Consider the following 20,141-nt stretch of genomic DNA (forward strand, 5'->3'; position numbering starts at 1 on the left):
CCCGGGACGCCCCACCGGAGCCATGACCAGGGTCGTCACCAGTGTGCGCGTCGACCGAAAATGTCCGGACCCGGCAATTCGATACGGCCAATGTGGGCAGGTTGCGGAAGAATACGTCATCGATGCCTCCTGATACCCCTGTCGGGGCCGATCTGTCGACCCTTGCCTCCATCCGTCGGCTGTATCCCTACGTTCGGACGGCCCTGCCACGCCTGGTCGCCGGCATGCTCTCCGCCCTCGGCGCCAGCCTCTCGGCACTCGCCATCCCGCGCGTGCTCGAGCACGTCGTCGATGGCCCGCTCACGGACGCCGTCGGCACGCGCGACTTCTCCGCGCTCGTCCTCCCGGTGCTCCTGGTCCTCCTCCTGGGCATCGCGGAGGCCGCGTTCATCCTGCTCCGCCGCACGCTGGTGATGTTCCCCGGCACCCGGGTCGAGTCCGGGATGCGCATGGAGCTGTTCCGTCACCTGCAGGACCTGCCGGTGGCGTTCCACGACCGGTGGCCCGGCGGTCAGCTCCTGTCCCGCATCGTCGGCGACCTGGGCCTGCTGCGTCGGTGGCTCGTCTTCGGCGCGCTCCAGCTCGTGGTCAGCTTCATCACGATCGTGGTCGGCATCGCCATCCTGCTGACCACCGCCGGCTGGCTCGGCCTCATCTACCTCGCCGGCGCGATCCCGGTGACGGTCATCGCCTTCCGGTTCTCCCGCAGGTTCCGCGTGGTCGCCCGCCAGTCCCAGGACCAGCTCGGCGACCTCGCCAACACCGTCGAGGAGTCGGTCCACGGCATCCGCGTCCTCAAGGCGTTCGGGCGCGGGCGGGACGCCCTGCAGTCCTTCACCGGGCAGGCCGAACGGCTCCGGGAGACGGAGATCAAGAAGGCGACCACCCAGTCCACCGTCATCGTCGCGCTCCACCTCATCCCCGAGACGACGCTCGCCCTCGCCCTCATCGCCGGCACCTTCCTCGTCGTCGACGGGCAGATCACCGTCGGCGCGCTGGCGGCGTTCTTCGCCACCGCCGCCGTCATGAACGGGCCCGTCGTCGACCTCGGCATGACGCTGTCGATGACGCTCCACGCACGCACCGCCGTCGACCGGTACTTCGAGGTCATCGAGACGCCCAACGAGCTGGGGGACCCGGCCGACCCCGTCCCGCCCGCGGAGCCGGCGTCCGAGCACGGCTCGCACGTGCGTCTGCGAGACGTCGAGTTCCGCTACTCCGACGCCGAGACGCCCTTGCTCCAGCACGTCGACCTCGAGCTCCCCGCGGGCACGACGACGGCGCTCGTCGGACTCACCGGCTCCGGCAAGTCGACGCTCGCGATGCTCGTGCCGCGACTGTTCGACGTCACCGACGGCGCCGTCGAGATCGACGGCGTGGACGTGCGCCGGCTGCGCCGCGCGGACGTCCGTCAGGGGGTTGCCGTCGCGTTCGAGGACCCGACGCTGTTCTCCGCGTCCGTCCGCGAGAACGTCCTCCTCGGCGTGGACGACTCGCTCTCGGCCGAGGAGAAGGACGCCATCGTCACCGAGGCGCTCGACGTCGCGCAGGCGCAGTTCGCCCACGACCTGCCCGACGGCATCGAGACCCGGATCGGGGAGGAGGGGCTGTCCCTGTCGGGCGGGCAGCGCCAGCGTCTGGCCCTCGCCCGCGCGATCGCCTCCCACCCGCGCGTGCTGGTCCTCGACGACCCGCTCTCCGCGCTCGACGTCGCGACCGAGGAGGCGGTCAGTGCACGCCTGCGGGAGGTGCTGGCCGGCACGACCAGCCTCGTCATCGCGCACCGGCCCTCGACGGTCGCGCTGGCGGACCGGGTGGCGGTCCTGCAGAACGGCCGCGTCACGGCGGTGGGCACGCACAGCGAGCTGCTCGCCACCGATCCGCACTACCGCTACATCATCACCACGCTCGAGGAGGACGCGGCCGAGCACGGCGTCGGGCACTTCGAGGACCAGGAGTACCAGGAGCCGGAGAACGGCGAGGTCCCCGAGGACCTCGAAGACAGAGGAGCCCGACTGTGACCGCCACCCCGCCTCGTCGCGTCACGGCGACCACGAACGAGGACGACTTCAACCTCGGGCGGGACGAGTCCCGCGCGGTGCGCCGGCGTTCCCTGCGGCTGCTCGGGAACCTGCTGGCGCCCCACAAGAAGCCGCTGCTGGTCGCGGTCCTGCTCGTGGTGACATCGACCGTCGGCCAGGTGGCCGGTCCGGCACTGGTCGCCGTCACCATCGACCAGGCGATCCCGGCCCTGCTGGACCGCGGCGACGCCGGTCCGCTCGCGACCTTCGGCGCGCTGTACATCGTGGCGGCGGTCGCCGGCGGGCTGGCGGCCGGCGCGTACATCCGCCAGGCGGCCCGCATCGCCCAGGGCGTCATGCTCGACCTGCGACGCCGCGTCTTCCGCCAGACCCAGCGACTGTCCCTGGAGTTCCACGAGACGTACACCTCGGGACGGGTCATCTCGCGGCAGACCTCCGACATGGAGGCGCTGCGCGAGCTGCTCGACGGCGGTCTGACCGGCGTCGTGTCCTCGATGTTCCTCATGGTGTTCGTCGCCGGGAGCCTCGTGATCCTCGACTGGCGCTCGGCCCTCGTGCTCGCCGCGGCGTTCGTCCCGGCGCTCATCCTCACCCGGTGGTTCCAGAAGCGCTCCCAGGTCTTCTACCGCGAGCAGCGGACCGCCTCGGCGCGGCTGATCGTGAAGTTCGTCGAGACGATGACCGGCATGCGCGCGGTCCAGGCGTTCCGCCGGGAGTCCACCACCGAGCGGGACTTCGGTGCCCTCTCCGACGCCTACCGGGAGGCGAACCTCAAGACGTTCGGGCTCAACGGCCGCTACCAGCCGGGCCTGCTCCTCATCGGGAACGTCACCGTCACGGCCGCCCTCGCGATCGGGGCCTGGCGGGTCCTGGAGGGCGGGATGGAGGTCGGCGTGCTGGCCGCGGCGCTGCTGTACATCAAGCGGTTCTTCATGCCGATCCAGCAGATCGGCATGTTCTACAACGCCTTCCAGTCGGCGGCCGCCGCCCTGGAGAAGGTCTCCGGCCTGCTGGCGGAGGAGCCGACAGTCGTCGAGCCGCAGCGGCCCGAGGCCCTGCCGCACGCCCGGGGCGACCTGCGGCTCGACCACGTGCGTTTCGCCTACGGGGACGGCCCGGTGGTGCTGCCGGACCTCGACCTGCACATCCCTGCCGGGCAGACGATCGCGCTGGTCGGCACCACGGGCGCCGGGAAGTCGACACTGGCGAAGCTGGTCACCCGGTTCTACGACGCCTCCGAGGGCAGGGTGCTGCTCGACGGCATCGACATCCGGGACATCTCCACGCAGGACCTGCGGCGAGCCGTCGTCATGGTCACCCAGGAGGCGTACCTGTTCAGCGGATCGGTGCGGGAGAACATCGCGCTCGGCCGGCCGGACGCCAGCCAGGAGGACATCGAGGCCGCGGCCCGGGCGGTGGGCGCGCACGAGTTCATCATGCGCATGCCCGACGGCTACGACACGGACGTCAACAAGCGCGGCGGCCGCGTCTCGGCCGGCCAGCGGCAGCTGCTGTCCTTCGCCCGTGCCTTCCTGGCCGACCCTGCCGTCCTCGTCCTGGACGAGGCGACCTCCTCGCTGGACATCCCCGGTGAGCGGCTCGTCCAGCACGGCCTGCAGACGCTGCTGGCGGACCGGACCGCCATCATCATCGCCCACCGGCTCTCCACCGTCGCGATCGCCGACCGGGTGCTCGTGATGGCGCACGGACGGGTGGTCGAGGACGGCTCGCCCGACGAGCTGATCGCCGGCGACGGGCGGTTCGCCGCGCTGCACGCCGCCTGGCAGGACTCGCTCGTGTGACGGTCGTACCCCGCGCGTGAGGATCGGGCGTCGTGGAGACGTCCGTAGAGTCTGCCCATGCCGACGCCTCCACCGCAGACCATGACCGCGCTCGTGCTGCGGCACCACGGTGACCTCGACGCACTCGAGCTGGTGGAGGACCACCCGGTCCCGTCCGTGGAGCCCGGCACCGTGCTCATCGAGGTCCGGGCGGCCGCGTTCAACCACCACGACCTCTTCACCGTGCGCGGCATGCCGGGCATCACCCTGCCGCTGCCGGTCGTCATCGGGTTGGACATGGTCGGCCGCATCGTCGAGGTGGGCCCGGGGGTCACCGGCTGGGCCTCGGGGGACCGGGTGCTCGTCAATCCGCTCGACCGCGAGGGCCGCCTGATGGGCGAGATGCACGACGGCGGCATGGCCCGGTACTGCCGGGTCGCCGCCGACCAGCTGGTCGCGGTGCCCGACGAGGTCACCGACGTGCAGGCGGCGTGCCTGCCCGTCTCCTACGGCACCGCCCAGCGCATGCTGGTCGGCAAGGGCGTGGTCCATCCGGGTGACAAGGTGCTCGTGCTGGGCGCCTCGGGCGGGGTCGGCACGGCGTGCGTCATCCTGGCCCGCGCCATGGGTTGCCACGTGATCGCCGCCGCGGGCAGCGCGGAGAAGGGCCGGGCACTGCTCGAGATCGGCGCGCACGAGGTCTTCGACTACACCGAGCACGACATCGCCGACTGGGTGCGGGAGCACCACGGCAAGCCGCACCGGTTCCGCTACGACACGGGCGTCGACGTCGTCGTGAACTTCACGGGTGGGGACACCTGGGCCCCGACCCTCCGGTCCGTCAAGCGGGGCGGGCGCATCCTGGTCTGCGGGGCCACGGCGGGGTACGCGCCGCCGGAGGACCTGCGGTACGTGTTCTCGTTCGAGCTGCAGATCATCGGCTCCAACGCGTTCGAGAAGCAGGACTTCGAGGAGCTGCTCGCGGCCGTGGCGGCCGGGCGCGTGGACCCGGTCGTCTCCACGGTGCTGCCGCTGCGGGAGGCCGTGGAGGGCCTGCGCCTCATGCAGGACCGGGCCGTGCTGGGGAAGGTGGTGGTCGAGCCGTGGAGCTGACCGGGACGCCCTGGGCCAACCAGGGCTCCGCCGTGCGCCTGGACCGGCCGGACCGCGACACGGTCGTGGACCTCTCGGGCGACGAACCCCTGACAGTGACCTTCGGCGAGTTGGACCGGCGCGCCGCCGTCCTCGCCGGGCACCTGGCCGCCCGGCACCACCGCGGCAGCCGGGTCGGCATCCTCGGGGAGAACTCCGTGCCCTGGCTGGTCGCCTTCCTCGCCGCGCAGCGCGCGGGCCTCGTCGCCGTGCCCATCAGCTACCGGCAGCCCGCGGAGCTCGTGCGCTTCGTCCTGGCCGACGCCGAGCTGGCCGAGGTCCTCACCGACGTGCGGCACGGCGGCCTGCTGACGGACGCGGGCACGCCGGTCCGGACGCTCGCCGAGACGTGGCGCGAGAGCGGGACGGGCGAGCCCGTGCCCGCCGTGGAGGTCGATCCGGAGGAGCCCGCGACGTTCCTCTACACCTCGGGCTCCACGGGCCGGCCCAAGGGGGTGGTGCTGTCCCACCGGAGCCACCTGTGGGTCATCGGGCGGGGGATCGAGGGGGACAGTCGGGACACGCGACTGCTGATCTCCGCGCCGATGTACCACATGGGCGCGCTGAGCCCGGTGCAGCGGGCGCTCGGTGCCGGCCAGTCGGTGGTGCTGCTGCCGCGGTTCGACGTCCACCGGGTCCTCTCAGCCGTGGCGCGGTACCGGATCACCGACCTCAACGGGGTCCCGCCCATGCTCGCCATGCTGCTGGGCGAGCTCCGCCGCGGGGACGTCGCACACACGGCCGACATCTCGAGCGTGCGGACCGTCATCCTGAACTCGGCGCCCGCCGGGAAGGAGCTGCTCGACGAGCTCGACGCGGCGTTCGACCATCCGCGGTTCGTCTTCACGTTCGGCACCACCGAGTCGGGCCCGATCGCGTTCACCGCGCCCGCGGACGGACGGCCGGTGCCCCTCGGGTCGGTCGGCGTCCCACACCCCGACGTCGACGTCCGTCTCGTCTCGCCGGACGGCTCACCGGCCGACGACCTCGGCGTCCTGCAGATCCGCACCGGGGCTCTCATGAGCGGCTACCACGCCCGGCCGGACATCCCCTCACCGATCACGCCCGACGGCTACTACCACACGAAGGACCTGTTCCGGCGGGACGGTGCCGGCTTCTACACCTTCGTGGGCCGCGAGGACGACATGTTCGTCTCCGGCGGGGAGAACCTCTACCCGCGGGCCATCGAGATCGCTCTCGAGACCCACCCGGAGGTCACCCAGGCCGCGGTGGTCCCGGTCCCCGACGCGATCAAGGGCACCAAGCCGGTCGCGTTCGTGGTGCGAGTACCGGGCGGGACGGTCGGGGAGCGGGAGCTGCGGGACCACTCCCTCACGAAGCTCGAGCCCGCGGCCCATCCGCGACGCATCTGGTTCCTTGACGCCCTCCCGCTCTCCGCGAGCAACAAGCTCGACAAGGGACCGCTCATTGCCCGCGCGGTGGCCGAGCTGTCCGCGCCCCACGACGAGACGGAAACACCGCAGTAACCCGTCGACGGCGAGGACGCGGCACACTGTCCGGCACACCGAAGCGGGGGGAGCCGGCCACGGAAGGGGTCAGCATGTCCGAGAGCACGACCACGGCGGCCACCGCCACCTCCTACCTCAAGGCGCGCAAGGGCGCCCTCGTCGGCGCCGTCTTCCTCATGGCGACCTCGGCGATCGGACCGGGCTTCATCACCCAGACCGCGACCTACACGGTCGCGCTCGGTGCCGCGTTCGCCTTCGGGATCCTCATCTCGATCCTCATCGACATCGTCGTCCAGCTCAACGTGTGGCGGATGCTCACCCAGGCCGGCAAGTACGCGTTCCAGCTGGCGAACGAGGCCATCCCGTTCTCCGGCCATGTCATCGCCACGCTCGTCGTCTTCGGCGGCCTCGTCTTCAACGTCGGCAACATCGCGGGCGCCGGGCTCGGCCTCAACGCGGCCCTGGGCCTGGACCCGAAGATCGGCGGTGCCATCAGCGCCGTGCTGGCGGTCGGCATCTTCCTCTACAAGCGGGCGGGCCTCGCCATGGACCGTCTCGTGATCGTCCTGGGCCTGGTGATGCTGGCGCTGACCGCCTACGTCGCCGTCGTGTCCGGACCGCCCGTGGGCGACGCCCTCCGGCAGACCGTGCTGCCCGAGGAGATCGACGTCGCCGCCATCACGACGATCGTCGGTGGCACGGTCGGCGGGTACATCACCTACTCCGGCGCCCACCGGCTGGTGGACAACGGCACGGTCGGCCCGCAGAACGCGGCACAGGTGCGGCGGGCCGCCATCACCGGCATCACCCTCACCGGCATCATGCGGTACGTCCTGTTCCTGGCCATCCTCGGGGTCGTCGCGACCGGTGTGGCCATCGACACCGAGTCCACCACGGCCAACCCCGCGGCACAGGCGTTCGGCGAGGCCGCGGGCGGGGTCGGGCTGCGCGTCTTCGGCGTCATCATGTGGGCGGCCGGCATCACGTCGGTCATCGGCGCCGCCTACACCTCGGTCAGCTTCTTCGCCTCGTACAACATGCGCGCCCTGGAGCCGAGGATCCGCAGCCGCTCCACGTTGGGCTTCATCGCGGTCTCGCTCGTGGTGTTCCTGCTGCTCGGCGCCGCGCCCGCGGCGCTGCTGGTGTTCGCCGGCGGCTTCAACGGCCTCATCCTGCCGATCGGGCTGACGGTGCTGATGTACGTGGGCTTCTTCCGGCGCGACCTCCTGGGCGGAAGCTACTCGTGGGTCCTGCTCATCCTCGGGACCCTGGTGACCGCGCTGAGCTGGTACATGGGCGTGACGTCGGTCGAGCCCATCTTCGACCTCGTGCTCGGCTGACGACCCGAGCCCGCACGCCGCGTGACGACGCGGCAGGATGGGACGCGACGTGAGAGAGGAGCTGATCGTGCCCACCATCGACCTCAACTCCGACATGGGGGAGAGCTTCGGACGCTGGGAGCTCGGCGACGACGAGACCATGCTCGGCGTCGTCACCAGCGCCAACGTCGCGTGCGGCTTCCACGCGGGGGACCCGGAGGGCATCCTCGCCACCGCCGGCGCCGCCCATCGCAACGGCGTCGTCATCGGCGCGCACCCGGCGTACCGGGACCTCGCCGGCTTCGGCCGCCGGTACGTCGACGCCACCCCTGCCGAGCTGCGCGGTGACGTCATCTACCAGATCGGCGCCCTGCAGGGCCTGGCCCGATCGGTCGGCGCCACCGTCCGGTACGTCAAGCCGCACGGCGCCCTGTACAACACCATCGCCCACGACGAGAAGCACGCCCCGGCGGTCATCTCGGCCATCCAGGACGTCGACCCGTCGCTGGCCGTGCTGGGGCTCGCCGGCTCCCCGTTCGTGGACAAGGCACGGGAGGCCGGGCTGACCGTGTACGCGGAGGCGTTCGCCGACCGCGCGTACACCCCGGGCGGTGAGCTCGTCTCGCGACGCGAACCCGGCGCGGTGCTGCACGACCCGCAGGTGGTGGCCGACCGGATGGTCCGGCTGGTGGAGACCGGCACGCTGGAGGCCATCGACGGGTCGGCGGTCCGCATCGAGGCGGACTCGATCTGCGTGCACAGCGACTCGCCGGGCGCGGTCACGATCGCGCAGGCGGTCCGCGCGGCGCTGGAGTCCGCCGGCGTGGAGGTGCGGGCGTTCGCGGACGCCCCGTCCGCCGCCTGATGCGCGCGCTCCGGGCGAACCTCGACGGGCTGCTGGTCGAGGTCGACGACCTCGACCAGGCACTCGCCCTGCTCGCCTCGTTGCAGGAGGACCCGCCGGCGGGGGTCACCGAGCTCGTCCCGGCCGCCCGGACCGTGCTGCTGCAGTTCGACCCGTCCCGGACGACGGCGCAGCGGCTCGCCGCGGAGGTACGGGCCCGTGACCTCCGTGGTGCCAGCCGTTCGTCCGGCGCAAGCGTGGACATCGAGGTGGTCTACGACGGCGAGGACCTCGCCGAGGTCGCCGACCTGTGCGACCTGAGCGTCGAGGAGGTCGTCGCCCGGCACACGGCGCCGGAGTACACGGTGGCGTTCACCGGGTTCGCACCGGGCTTCGGGTACCTCTCCGGCGGGGACCCGGTGCTGCGCGTACCGCGCCGGGCGACACCGCGCACCGTGATCCCGGCCGGCACGGTGGCGGTGGCGGGGGAGTTCAGCGGCATCTATCCCCGTTCCAGCCCGGGCGGGTGGCGCCTGCTGGGCAGCACCGACGCCGTCCTGTTCGACCTCGACCGAGACCCGCCCGCACTGTTCGAGCCCGGTGGGCAGGTCCGGTTCGTGGCGGTCCGCGAGCACATCACCGGCAGCGCGGCGCAGACGCGGGCGCAGGCGACGCCGGAAGCGGCACCCACCACCGCGGCACCGGCCGTACCCGCCCTCGAGGTCCTTGACCCCGGCGGCCAGTCCCTCCTGCAGGACCTCGGCCGGTCCGGCGTCGCGGCGCTCGGGGTCTCGCCGTCGGGCGCGATGGACCGGGGCGCGCTACGGCGGGCGAACCGGCTCGTCGGCAACCCGCCCGGCACGACGGCGATCGAGACCGTGTTGGGGGGCCTGACGCTGCGGGCCCGCGGCGACGTCGTCGTGGCCACCGCCGGCGCCACGGCACCGGTCACGGTCGCCGGCCGCTCCGTCGAGCCGGAGACCCCGGTGGCCCTCGACGACGGTGAGACGCTCACCCTCGGCCCGCCGGCCGCGGGCGTCTACACCTACCTCGCGGTACGCGGCGGCCTGGACGTGGCACCGGTCCTCGGCAGCACCTCCCGCGACGTGCTCGCGGGGCTGGGTCCGGCGCCGCTCGCGGCGGGCGACGTGCTCGCCGTCGGGACCGCCTCGGTCGACGCCGTGACGCGGGAGCCCGGACCGGACCTGCCGGGGCCCGAGGGTTCGGTGACCCTCGACGTCGTGCTCGGTCCGCGCACCGACTGGTGCACGCCGGAGTCGCTGGACCGGTTGACGGGTCAGGACTGGCTCGTCACGCCGCGGTCCAACCGGGTCGGCCTGCGCCTCGAGGGCGCGGAGCCCCTGACGAGGCGGATCACCGACGAGCTCCCCAGCGAGGCGACGGTGGCCGGGGCGCTCCAGGTCCCGCCGAGCGGCCAGCCGGTGCTGTTCACGGCGGACCACCCGCTCACCGGGGGGTACCCGGTGATCGGATGCGTCGCCACCTACCATCTCGACCTGGCGGCGCAGGTCCCGCCCGGGTCGTCGGTCCGGTTCCGCGTCGTCGAGCCCTTCGCCGACCTCGTCGCCGGGCAGAGGGGAGACACCGCATGAGGAAGGTCCTGATCGCCAACCGGGGCGAGATCGCCGTCCGGGTCGCGCGAGCCTGCGCCGAGTACGGCGTGCCGTCGGTCGCGGTGTACACCGAGCCCGACTCGGACGCGCTGCACGTCCGCGCGGCTGCCGAGGCGTACGCCGTCTCCGACTACCTGGACGTCGACGCGCTGCTGACGATCGCCTCACGGGCCGGCGCGGACGCCGTGCACCCCGGCTACGGCTTCCTCGCGGAGAACGCCGACGCCGCACGCCGCGTCGAGGAGGCGGGCCTGACGTGGATCGGGCCGACGCCGGAGACGATCGCCGTCCTCGGGGACAAGGTCCGCGCCCGGGAGATCGCCCGGTCGGTGGGCGCACCACTGGCGCCCGGGAGCGACGGGCCGGTCTCGTCCGCCGAGGAGGTCGTGGCGTTCGCGCGCGAGCACGGGCTCCCGGTCATGATCAAGGCCGCCTTCGGGGGTGGCGGGCGTGGGCTGCGGGTGGCCCGCAGCGAGGAGGACGTCCGCGACCTGTACGACTCGGCCGTGCGGGAGGCCCGGGCGGCGTTCGGCAGGGGGGAGTGCTTCGTCGAGAAGTACCTGGACCGTCCGCGGCACGTCGAGGTCCAGGTCCTCGGCGACGGCGCCGGGCACGTGGTCGTGGTCGGCACGCGGGACTGCTCGGTCCAGCGCCGCGGGCAGAAGCTCGTGGAGGAGGCGCCCGCGCCGTTCCTCACCGCCGAGCAGGAGGTGACGATCGCCGCGGCCGCACGGGACATCTGCGCCGCGGTGGACTACCGGAGCGCCGGCACGGTCGAGCTCATGCTCGACCGGGACGGCCTCATCTCGTTCCTCGAGGTCAACACCCGGCTGCAGGTGGAGCATCCGGTGACCGAGGAGACCACCGGCGTGGACCTGGTCCGTCAGCAGCTGCTCCTGGCCGACGGCCGGCCCCTGGAGGTCACCGCGGACCCGGTGCCCCGCGGCCACGCCGTCGAGCTGCGGGTGATCGCCGAGGACCCCGGCCGCGGGTTCCTCCCCGGGCCGGGCACGGTGGGGCGCTTCGACACCCCCGGTGGGCCCGGGGTGCGCCTGGACAGCGGGGTGGTCGCCGGCTCGGCGGTCGCCGCCCGGTACGACTCGCTGCTCGCCAAGCTCGTGGTGCACGGCCCGGACCGGGCCGCCGCATTGCGCCGCGCCCGCGCCGCCGTCGCGGCCTTCGCCGTCGACGGCGTGCCGACGACGCTGCCGTTCCACGCGCGCCTGCTCGAGGATCCGGCGTTCATGGCCGACGACGGCGCCCTCGCGGTCCACACCCGCTGGGTCGAGGACGAGTGCGGGTGGCTGGACGAGCTGGGGGAGAAGCGTCCGGAGCCGCCGGACGAGGAGCTGGTGGTGCGCACGTGGGTCGAGATCGACGGTCGGCGTGCTGAGCTGGGTCTGCCGGCGTCGCTGCTGGGCGGGCCCCCCGCGCCTGGCCGCGGCGCACCAGGTCAGGCGGACCCGGCGGCGCCCCCGACCACGCAGCCTGACGACGGCGCAGTGCGTGCCCCGCTGGCCGGGACGCTCGTGTCGTGGAGCGTGGAGGACGGAGCGCGCGTCGAGGAGGGGCAGACGGTCGCCGTCATCGAGGCGATGAAGATGGAGCGGCCCGTGACGGCGCCTCGTGAGGGCGTCCTGCGGCACGCTGTCGAGTCCGGCGCCGAGGTCGCGTCAGGTGAGCGGCTCGCCGACGTCGAGTAGCGGCGGCCGCGCACGCCGTGTCCCTGGTGCCGTGTTGTCCACACGCGGTCGCTCATCCCGCACCGATGTCAGTGGTCGCACATACGTTTGATCCATGACGTTGGTGGTCGAGGCGCTCGCCTGTTGCCCGGGACCGGAGGGTCCGTGCGAGCAAGAGCGTGCCGCCGTCGCCGCCGCGGTGTCCGGACGGCGGCGTGCCGAGCTGGCCCGGGTGGCCGAGCTCGGACTGCCCGGCCTGGCGGGCGCCGCGGAGGCAGGAGACCCGTGGGCCGAGGAGATGGTCCTGGAGCTCGTCGGGTACCCGGACGGGTCCGGGATCGCGCCGCCGGACGTGATCGCGACCGATACGGTGACCGGGGAGGTGCTGGACACCCGGGCACCGTCCGCGGCGCCGCCGGACAACGTGCCCAGCCCGCCCGCCGACATGCCCCGCCGCCCGCTCGCCGAGCCCGTGGACGGTTCGGTCGACGCGGATCGGCACTCCTTCTCGCGGGTGCTGCGGGGTGAGGTGGCCGAGACGCTCGGACCGGCGCACGACGCCTCGGTGAAGAACTCGCTGGGGGTGGGCCTGGACACGGTCGCGGCGATGCCCGCCTCGGCCGTGCTGGCCGCCGCCCTGGAAGGAATCGACCTGGCAGGCCTGTCCCGCACTGCGCTGGTCGAGGTGATGGCCGGCCTCAAGCGCCTCGAGGCCCGCTACGCCGGCCTGGCGGCCCAGGCGGCCGCCCACCTGGACGAGACCTCGGGTACCTACCGGAATCCGGTCACCGGCCGGAAGATCAACCCGGTGGGTGACGAGATCGCGCTGCGGCTGGCCGTCTCCCGGGCGGAGGCCACCCGGATGATCCGGGTCGGGACCGGGCTGCGCCGCACGTTCACCGAGACCGGAGAGGCACTGGCCGCCGGGGTGATCGACTACCGCAAGGCCGAGACCATCGTCACCACCCTGGACACCTCGCCCGAGCCGGTCGCCTGGATGGTCGAGCAGGAGGTCCTGGACCACGCCGACGGACGCACCCGCCCACAGCTGGAACGCGACCTCAACGAGGCCCTGGTCGCGGTCGACCCGCAGGAGGCGACCACCCGCAACACCCGTGCCCGCTCCCGACGCCGGGTCGAGCGCCCCCGGACCCTGCCGGACGGCATGGCCTCGCTGACCGCCGTCCTGCCCGCGGAAGACTGCGTGCTGGTGGACCAGACCCTGGACGCCGTCGCCCAGGCCGCGCACGGTCGCGGCGACCCCCGCACCACCGACCAGCTCCGCGCCGACGCGCTGATCGCGTTGACGCGGGCAGGCATCCGCACCGGACACACCGGCCAGCAGGAGCACGATGACGTGCCCCTGGCCGACAGCTCCGACCGATCCGACGGCTCCGACCGCGCCGACGCAGAGCCCTCACACGACACGCAGTCCCGTAGCCGGCCCGATGCCCTGCCGCCCGACCTGGCCGTCATCGCACCGGCCCTCATGCGCGCCCTGACCAGGCCGGGTGAACGGCTCGAGGTGCCCGCCCCGACGATCAACGTCACCGTGCCCCTCCACGTCCTCGTCCCACCTGACGAAGACGGCTCCGACGTCGACGGCCGAGGACATCCCTGCGGTGGCCGGGGGAAAGGTGTGCCCGCGGACGGCGACGGCGGGCCGGACCTGACCGCGTTGGATGCCGGACCCCAGCCCGTGGCAAGTCTGGAGGGCTACGGCGCCATCGACGACGTCGTCGCCCGGGCCCTGGCGGCCGGCGGCACCTGGGAACGGATGGTCACCGACCCGGTCCGGGACGTCCCGGTCGAGGTCGGCCGGCGCCGCTACCGACCACCTCAGGCGCTCCAGGACCTGGTCCGTGCCCGCGACCGCACCTGCGTGCGCCCCGGTTGTACCGTCGCGGCCGAGGACTGCCAGATCGACCACACCCTGCCCTGGTCCGTGGGCGGGGAGACCAACGACGACAACCTCGGGTCCGTGTGCGAACGCCACCACGCGCTGAAGACCGCGGGCGCCATGCGCGTCAGCCAACCCGAGCCGGGGGTCTTCGTCTGGCGAACCGCGACCGGCCACACGTACCGCCGCGATCGCGTCGGCACCATCACCCTCGTCGAGATCCGACTACCCGACGAGCGGCAGACCGAGACAGACCCGAGCGACGGCACGCACACCGGTCCGGACCCGTACGCCGGCGATCCGCCGTACTGACCGTTCCGGAGCTGCTCGAGTGCCGGTCACTCACGACGGCAAGGACCTGACGTGCCGTGCCCGGGTGCTACCCACGGTGCCGCCGGCAGCCGAGCCACCCGCATGCGCGCCTCCTACAGCTGCACACCACGCGTGAGGGCGCCGTCGGCGACCAGGTTGGTCCCGGTGATGAAGCTGGCCCGGCTGCTCGCGAGGAAGACGACGGCGTTCGCGATCTCCTCGGGGCGCGCCATGCGGCCGGTCGGGTTCAGCGCGAGCGCCTCGCCGAAGAACTCCGGGTCGCCGGACTCCATCGACTGCCAGACGCCGCCGTCGAAGTACGTGTTGCCGGGGCTGACGGTGTTGGCGCGGATGCTCTTGCCCGCCAGCTGGTAGGCGAGACCCTGCGTGTAGTGCACGATCGCGGCCTTGAACGTGCCGTACGGACCGGCCGCGAAGTCGATCTCCCGGCCCGAGACGCTGGAGATCGTCACGATCGACGCGGCATCGCTCTGCTCGAGGAACGGCATGGCGGCCTCGACCACGCCGACGGTGCCCATCATGTCCACCCGGTAGGAGAGCTCCCAGTTCTCGCGCGTCGGCGGGATGGCGAGCGCGCTCACGTTCGCGACCACCACGTCGACCCCGCCGAGCCGCTCCGCCGACGCCGTCACCCAGGCGGACAGCGCCTCGTGGTCCGCGACGTCCAGGGCGGTGCCGACCACGGTGCCGCCGTCGCCGCCGAGCTCGCGCTCGGTCCCGGCGACCGCGTCGGCGTCCCGGGCGCAGAACGCGACGGATGCGCCCTCGGCGAGCAGTCCGGCGACGATCGCGCGGCCGATGCCCCGCGTGCCGCCCGTCACGAGGGCCCGGCGGCCCGCCAGTCCGAGATCCATGGTGTCTCCTCGTCCGTGGTCCTGGTCAGTAGGTGAACGTTCCGAGGGCAGCGGCGCGCTCCCGCAGCGAGGCGTGCACGCCGTCGTAGGCGGACGCCGCCGGGAGCAGCCGCTTGTCCACCTTGGTGACCACGGAGAAGTTCGTGTCGACCACGTTCGCCACGGGCACCTCCGCGATCTGGGTGAGCAGCTGGTAGGCGTCCAGTACATCGAGACCGTGCAGGTCGCGGAGCCAGGCGATCATGTCGACCTGGCTCGCCCGCCAGGCGTCCTCCATCGGCCGGACGGACCCGATCGACATGAGGTGGGTGTCGTTCTCGATCCGTGGCCACCCGGCTCCGCCGCCCTTGATGAGGTCCACGATGACCGTGACGTTCATGGCGCCCTCGACGGCCGTGCCGCAGGCCTCACCCTCGCCCTGCCGGTAGTGGCCGTCACCGAGCGAGAACAGCGCACCCTCGACGTTGACCCGGAGGTACGCGGTGGCGCCGGCCCGCATCTCCGGGGTGTCCATGTTGCCGCCGAAGGCGTCGGGCACCAGCGAGGAGCGCACCTCGCGGTCCGCCGGCGCTACGCCGACCGTCCCGAGCATGGGGTTGGCGGGCAGCGCGACCGCGAAGTCGCTGCCCTGCGCCTCGAACGTCACCGTGTGGGCGTCGCGGTCGTAGGCGTAGACCCAGGTCCGTTCCTCCAGTGCGGGCTGGAGGCTCGGGGCGAGCGGCGTGCTGGTGAGCCCGCCGAAGAACGGGATGGTCGCCGAGGCACCCCAGTCCCGGGCGGGGGTCAGGTCGACGATGTGGACCGCGAGCGTGTCGCCCGGCTCGGCGCCCTCGATCCAGAACGGACCGGTCTGCGGGTTGAGGCCGTCGCCGGTGAGCGAGGTGCTCGCATGGTCATGGACCGACCGGATCTGGCCGCAGTACGCGTCCTCTGTCCACAAGCTCAGGACGGTCCCTGGCCGGACCCGCATCACCGGCTCGGCGCCGCCGAAGGTGAAGCCGTACTGCTCGGGTGTGGGCCGGAAGGTCACGATGCTCATGGACCAGTCATACCGTGCCCGCGCCTATCCTCACAGGAGTGCGGTGCTCCTACTTCGACGCGGGCGAGTGCCGGTCCTGCACCCTGATGGGCCGGCCGTACGCCGACCAGCTGGCCGAGAAGCAGCGGCACTGTGCCGGGATCCTCGACGATCCCGGCATCGACTGGTTGCCGCCCGTCGCGAGCGCGGAGGACGGGTACCGCAACAGGGCCAAGATGGTCGTCACCGGCACCGTCGAGGCCCCACGGCTCGGGATCCTCGGCGCGGACGGCCACGGCGTGGACCTGACCGGCTGCGGCGTGTGCAGCCCGGGGCTGCGCGCCACGTTCCCGGTCCTCTCGCGATTCATCACCACCGCCCGCCTGACGCCCTACGACGTCCCTCGGCGACGCGGCGAGCTGAAGTACCTCCTGCTGACCGAGTCCCCGGACGGCCGGGTGATGCTCCGTTTCGTGCTGCGCACCGACGAGGCGCTCCCGCGGATCCGTAAGCACCTCGCCACGCTGCTCACCGAGCTGCCGCAGCTCGCCGTCGTCACCGCGAACCTGCAGCCCGAGCACAAGGCGGTCCTCGAGGGGGAGCGGGAGATCCCTCTCACGGACGCCGACTCCTTGCGCGTCCGTGCGGGCGATGTCGACCTGCACGTGCTGCCAAAGAGCTTCTTCCAGACCAACACCGCCATCGCGAGCGCGCTGTACCGGCAGGGCCGTGACTGGATCCGGGAGGTCGCCCCGGCGACCGTGTGGGACCTGTACTGCGGCGTCGGCGGCTTCGCGCTGCACGGCGCGGGACCGGGAAGGACGGTCACCGGCATCGAGATCAGCCCCGAGGCGATCACCGCGGCCGAGCGGTCTCGCGACGCGGCCCGGTTGACCGGGGTCAGCTTCGTCGCAGGCGACGCGACGGCGTACGCCGTCGCGGCCCCCACCCCACCCGATCTCGTCGTGGTCAACCCGCCTCGGCGCGGCATCGGTCCCGAGCTGAGCGGGTGGCTCGAGACCTCGGGCGTTCGCCACGTCATCTACTCCAGCTGCTACGCCCCCTCGCTCGGCCGCGACCTGGCGGCCATGCCGTCGCTGCGGCCCCGTAAGGCGCGGTTGCTGGACATGTTCCCGCAGACGCGACACTACGAGGTCATCACGCTGCTCGAACGCGGCTGATGCAGCAGGATCAGACGGCTCAGATCCGCGTGGTGCGCATGCCGGCCGCGAGCCGGTCACGCTCCGACCGCACCGCGGCCCGCAAGAACCAGGCACCGAGCACACTGACCGCACCGCCGACCACCATCGCGACCGCCGTCGAGAGGACCTCGGCCGTCCAGCCGAGCACGGGTGAGGCGACGGCGAACGCCGCGAACCCGGTCATCGACGCCATGGACAGCACAGTCGCGCGGGTCCGCGCACTGGACTCGCGGTGCAGGAGGGTGCGCACCAACGGCCCGCCGGTCCCGTGCAACCCGTACGTCACCAGATAGGCGGCCACGAGCGCGGCTGGGCCGGCGGCCAGGCCCATCCAGACCGCGGCCAAACCGTGCATGATCCGGGTCACCACAGCGGCGCGCGCGACGCCCCACCGCCGGGCGGCCAACGCGCCGAGCGCCGAGCCGCCGGCGAAGACGGCCCATCCGGCAGACGCGACGGGGCCCATCAGAACGCCAGCCTGCTCCTCACTCCCGACCAGCTCGGCGAGCCGGATCGGCTGGAAGGACTCCATGACGACCATCGCCACCGACCAGAGGGCCTCCACGAGCAGCAGACCGCGCAGCACCCGGTTGGTCCGTGCGAGCTGCACGCCCTCCGCCACCACGGACGGCGCGGCGCGCGCCGAGTCAACAGCCGCTCGAACCCGCGACGGTGCCGGCTCGCCGGTCTCCGCACGCGCCTCCTTGAGAAGCACACCGACCATGATCAGATGGACGATCGCCAGGGCCGTGTACACGGCGAAGGGGAGGGTCAGGGCCGACCAGGCGCGCAGCGGATGCCACCAGACCAGCCCACCCGATACCAAGGCACCGAGCGCCATCGACACCCCGAGGACGGTGCCCTGGTGCGCAAGAGTGCGATCCACGTCGGCGCCCGGTCTCCTGGCATGCACCGCGTCCACGAACCAGGCCTCGAGAGGGCCGGAGTCGAGTGCCCGGAAGACGCCCATGGCGGCCGAGGCCACGGCGAACATCCAGAACGAGCTCGCCACCACAAAGAGTCCGGCGGCCACGACCTGGACGGCCGCCGCGACGATAAGCACCGGACGGCGGCCGAGCGCGTCGGCAATCCCTCCGGTCGGGAGTTCGAGGGCGAACACCACCAGCCCGGTCACGGACGCGAGTGTCATGGTCTCCGCGATCGACAGCCCACGCTCGAGCGGAAGCAGGGTGATGGCTGCGACCACGAGTCCGACGGGGAACCACCGGGTCGCGGTGAGGAGCAGCAGAATCCTTCGGGCAGCACCCGGGGAGAGGTTCACCGGCCCGTGTCCGGTGGCACCTCGCACCCGGAGACGTCCTGCGCAGGGGCGTCCTCTGGTACGTCGTCCGGGTCCACGGGGAAGGCGAAGCGCCACAGGTGGATCCGCCTCGCGCGCGGGTCGCCGGCGCCCGCGCTCGCGTACCTGGCCACGACGGCCGCCAGCTCGTCCTGCAGCTGTGCTGCCTGCTCAGGTGTCACCTCGACCCAGGAGTCGCTCATCCCGGTCACGTCCTGCCACCCGCCGGGCCAGTCCTCGGCAACGTCGAGCCACCGCGTGTAGGAGACGTCGAACTGGCGGTGGTAGTCGCGCACCAGCCACCCCAGCGCTGTCCGGGCGTCCTCGTCCTCGGCGAAGGCCGAGTTCGCCCAGCCGTGGCTCTCCGTGGTCGCCCGCCACACACGTTCCTTGCCGCGACCGCCCCCGGCGTCCTCGACCAGACCGACGGACTCGAGCCGACGCAGGTGGTAGCTGGTGGCACCAGTGTTGGTGCCGAGCTCCCGTGCCAGGGCAGTCGCAGAGCCTGATCCCCTCCGCCGTAGCGCCGCGAGGAGGCGAGACCGGAGGGGATGGGCGAGGACCCGGACCGATTCGGCGGTGAGCTCGAGATGCGACGGCACGCGTGCACACTAGTTGTGCACAACAGTTATGCACAAGAGTTCTGCACGCACGATGGTGGTGCGCTACGGCGCTCCGACGACGTCGACGTACCGGCGAACGAGCGCGGGAGCGTCGACCGCGGTCGCCACCCCGACCCGCGGCCAGGGTGCGCGTTCGTCGGCCTCGTGCCGCCGATCACGCCGGTCGGCGAGGGTCATGCCACGGGTCGGGCCGGATCGAGTGTCGACCATCAGCGGCATCGGCTCCCAGGTGACCGCGTCCGCGTCGAGGTCGGCGACCACGCCGGCGTCACCCAGGTAGGCCCGCCCAGAGGGCCCGGTGCGGGCGAGTCCGTCCAAGACCTCGCCGGCCAGCCGGCCGGCCACGGACGACCCGGCCCGCAGCGCCGCGATCGCCGCGTCGTCGGGCGACGGCTCGTAGAACACGTCGAGCCCGTACATCCGGACCGGCCACGGGGCCGACATGACGACCGCGGCCGCCTCCGGATCCGCCCACACGTTGAACTCCGCCGCCGGTGTGACGTTCCCGGCGCCGACGCTTCCGGCCATGAGTCGAACCTCGGCGACGTGCTCGACCACCTCCGGATAGGTCCGGACCAGGAGCGCAAGGTTCGTCAGGGGCGCGAGCCCGACGAGCACCGGAGCCTTCGCGGCCAGGATCGTCTCGCGCAGCAGCTCGACGGCGTGCCGCCCGTCCAGCCGGGCCGGTTCGCCGGGCGGGACCACACCAGCCAGTCCGTCCGTCCCGTGCACCGCCGCGGCGTGCCGCGGCTCGGTGAGCAGCGGACGGTCCGCTCCGGCCGCCACCGGCACGACAGCGCCGAGCGCACCGATCAGACCGGTCGTGTTCGCCACCACGCGGTCCAGGCCGACGTTGCCCGCCACGCACGTGACGGCCCGCACGTGCAGGTCCGGGCTGCGCAACGCGTACAGCAGCGCCAGCGCATCATCGGTGCCGGTGTCGACGTCGAGGATCACCTCGCGCACGTCACGCTCCTCTCTGTCGCCA

Annotated in this window: 15 protein-coding genes; 10 read left to right on the plus strand and 5 right to left on the minus strand. The window is 72.7% G+C overall.

From position 1 onward, the window contains the following. The first annotated feature begins 122 nt into the window (after positions 1-122). The 9 genes from ACFQQL_RS16030 (at position 123) to ACFQQL_RS16070 (ending at position 14,135) form a co-directional block, all read left to right on the plus strand. Entirely contained in the window at positions 123-2,021 is a 1,899-nt protein-coding gene (locus tag ACFQQL_RS16030) for an ABC transporter ATP-binding protein (protein WP_382396167.1), read from the plus strand. Continuing rightward, the gene (locus ACFQQL_RS16035) at positions 2,018-3,844 is read left to right on the plus strand and encodes an ABC transporter ATP-binding protein (RefSeq protein ID WP_382396168.1); all 1,827 of its coding nucleotides are present in this window, start codon (positions 2,018-2,020) and stop codon (positions 3,842-3,844) included. Before ACFQQL_RS16030 ends, ACFQQL_RS16035 begins: the two co-directional genes overlap by 4 nt. Positions 3,845-3,901: 57 nt before the next feature. Next, positions 3,902-4,936 (plus strand): zinc-binding dehydrogenase, encoded by a 1,035-nt coding sequence (locus tag ACFQQL_RS16040; RefSeq protein WP_382396169.1) that lies wholly within the window; start codon positions 3,902-3,904, stop codon positions 4,934-4,936. Then, positions 4,927-6,462, plus strand: coding sequence for a class I adenylate-forming enzyme family protein (locus ACFQQL_RS16045; protein ID WP_382396170.1), 1,536 nt, complete (start codon positions 4,927-4,929; stop codon positions 6,460-6,462). The genes ACFQQL_RS16040 and ACFQQL_RS16045 overlap by 10 nt, the downstream gene beginning before the upstream one ends. A gap of 74 nt (positions 6,463-6,536) precedes the next feature. Continuing rightward, positions 6,537-7,784 carry an NRAMP family divalent metal transporter gene (locus tag ACFQQL_RS16050; RefSeq protein WP_382396171.1) on the plus strand — a complete coding sequence of 416 codons (1,248 nt, stop codon included), beginning with the start codon at positions 6,537-6,539 and terminating at the stop codon, positions 7,782-7,784. A gap of 67 nt (positions 7,785-7,851) precedes the next feature. Next, the gene (locus tag ACFQQL_RS16055; protein WP_382396172.1) at positions 7,852-8,628 is read left to right on the plus strand and encodes a LamB/YcsF family protein; all 777 of its coding nucleotides are present in this window, start codon (positions 7,852-7,854) and stop codon (positions 8,626-8,628) included. Further along, positions 8,628-10,220, plus strand: coding sequence for a 5-oxoprolinase subunit B/C family protein (locus ACFQQL_RS16060; protein WP_382396173.1), 1,593 nt, complete (start codon positions 8,628-8,630; stop codon positions 10,218-10,220). The genes ACFQQL_RS16055 and ACFQQL_RS16060 overlap by 1 nt, the downstream gene beginning before the upstream one ends. After that, positions 10,217-11,944 (plus strand): acetyl/propionyl/methylcrotonyl-CoA carboxylase subunit alpha, encoded by a 1,728-nt coding sequence (locus tag ACFQQL_RS16065; RefSeq protein WP_382396174.1) that lies wholly within the window; start codon positions 10,217-10,219, stop codon positions 11,942-11,944. Before ACFQQL_RS16060 ends, ACFQQL_RS16065 begins: the two co-directional genes overlap by 4 nt. Before the next feature lie 94 nt (positions 11,945-12,038). Beyond that, entirely contained in the window at positions 12,039-14,135 is a 2,097-nt protein-coding gene (locus tag ACFQQL_RS16070) for an HNH endonuclease (protein WP_382396175.1), read from the plus strand. A gap of 113 nt (positions 14,136-14,248) precedes the next feature. On the opposite strand, the gene ACFQQL_RS16075 is transcribed toward ACFQQL_RS16070, so the two are convergent. Both ACFQQL_RS16075 and ACFQQL_RS16080 read right to left on the minus strand, forming a co-directional pair. Then, positions 14,249-15,010, minus strand: a complete 762-nt coding sequence (locus tag ACFQQL_RS16075) for an SDR family NAD(P)-dependent oxidoreductase (protein ID WP_382396176.1) — start codon at positions 15,008-15,010, stop codon at positions 14,249-14,251. A 25-nt stretch (positions 15,011-15,035) separates the two neighbouring features. Continuing rightward, positions 15,036-16,049 (minus strand): acetamidase/formamidase family protein, encoded by a 1,014-nt coding sequence (locus ACFQQL_RS16080; RefSeq protein WP_382396177.1) that lies wholly within the window; start codon positions 16,047-16,049, stop codon positions 15,036-15,038. A gap of 38 nt (positions 16,050-16,087) precedes the next feature. Here ACFQQL_RS16080 and rlmC point away from each other — a divergent pair, with 38 nt between their 5' ends. Then, positions 16,088-17,209: a 23S rRNA (uracil(747)-C(5))-methyltransferase RlmC gene (gene rlmC / locus ACFQQL_RS16085; RefSeq protein ID WP_382396178.1), complete on the plus strand. Its 1,122-nt coding sequence runs from the start codon at positions 16,088-16,090 to the stop codon at positions 17,207-17,209. Between the two features lie 19 nt (positions 17,210-17,228). Here rlmC and ACFQQL_RS16090 read toward each other — a convergent pair whose 3' ends face one another. The 3 genes from ACFQQL_RS16090 to ACFQQL_RS16100 form a co-directional block, all read right to left on the minus strand. Next, complete coding sequence (locus ACFQQL_RS16090; protein ID WP_382396179.1) at positions 17,229-18,539, minus strand: MFS transporter; 1,311 nt, start codon at positions 18,537-18,539, stop codon at positions 17,229-17,231. Further along, complete coding sequence (locus ACFQQL_RS16095; protein ID WP_382396180.1) at positions 18,509-19,132, minus strand: helix-turn-helix domain-containing protein; 624 nt, start codon at positions 19,130-19,132, stop codon at positions 18,509-18,511. The genes ACFQQL_RS16090 and ACFQQL_RS16095 overlap by 31 nt, the downstream gene beginning before the upstream one ends. 63 nt (positions 19,133-19,195) lie before the next feature. Further along, positions 19,196-20,119 carry a nucleoside hydrolase gene (locus ACFQQL_RS16100; protein ID WP_382396181.1) on the minus strand — a complete coding sequence of 308 codons (924 nt, stop codon included), beginning with the start codon at positions 20,117-20,119 and terminating at the stop codon, positions 19,196-19,198. Between the last annotated feature and the right edge of the window lie 22 nt (positions 20,120-20,141).

It is taken from the genome of Georgenia alba (assembly GCF_042665525.1).
GTDB classification, from domain to species: domain Bacteria; phylum Actinomycetota; class Actinomycetes; order Actinomycetales; family Actinomycetaceae; genus Allobogoriella; species Allobogoriella alba.

What these genes read in the sequence shown, in the direction of transcription:
- ACFQQL_RS16030 (WP_382396167.1), top strand. Translation starts at nt 123, where the DNA reads ATGCCTCCTGATACCCCTGTCGGGGCCGATCTGTCGACCCTTGCCTCC.
- ACFQQL_RS16040 (WP_382396169.1), top strand. Translation starts at nt 3,902, where the DNA reads ATGCCGACGCCTCCACCGCAGACCATGACCGCGCTCGTGCTGCGGCAC.
- ACFQQL_RS16050 (WP_382396171.1), top strand. Translation starts at nt 6,537, where the DNA reads ATGTCCGAGAGCACGACCACGGCGGCCACCGCCACCTCCTACCTCAAG.
- ACFQQL_RS16060 (WP_382396173.1), top strand. Translation starts at nt 8,628, where the DNA reads ATGCGCGCGCTCCGGGCGAACCTCGACGGGCTGCTGGTCGAGGTCGAC.
- ACFQQL_RS16065 (WP_382396174.1), top strand. Translation starts at nt 10,217, where the DNA reads ATGAGGAAGGTCCTGATCGCCAACCGGGGCGAGATCGCCGTCCGGGTC.
- ACFQQL_RS16070 (WP_382396175.1), top strand. Translation starts at nt 12,039, where the DNA reads ATGACGTTGGTGGTCGAGGCGCTCGCCTGTTGCCCGGGACCGGAGGGT.
- ACFQQL_RS16075 (WP_382396176.1), bottom strand. Translation starts at nt 15,010, where the DNA reads ATGGATCTCGGACTGGCGGGCCGCCGGGCCCTCGTGACGGGCGGCACG.
- ACFQQL_RS16080 (WP_382396177.1), bottom strand. Translation starts at nt 16,049, where the DNA reads ATGAGCATCGTGACCTTCCGGCCCACACCCGAGCAGTACGGCTTCACC.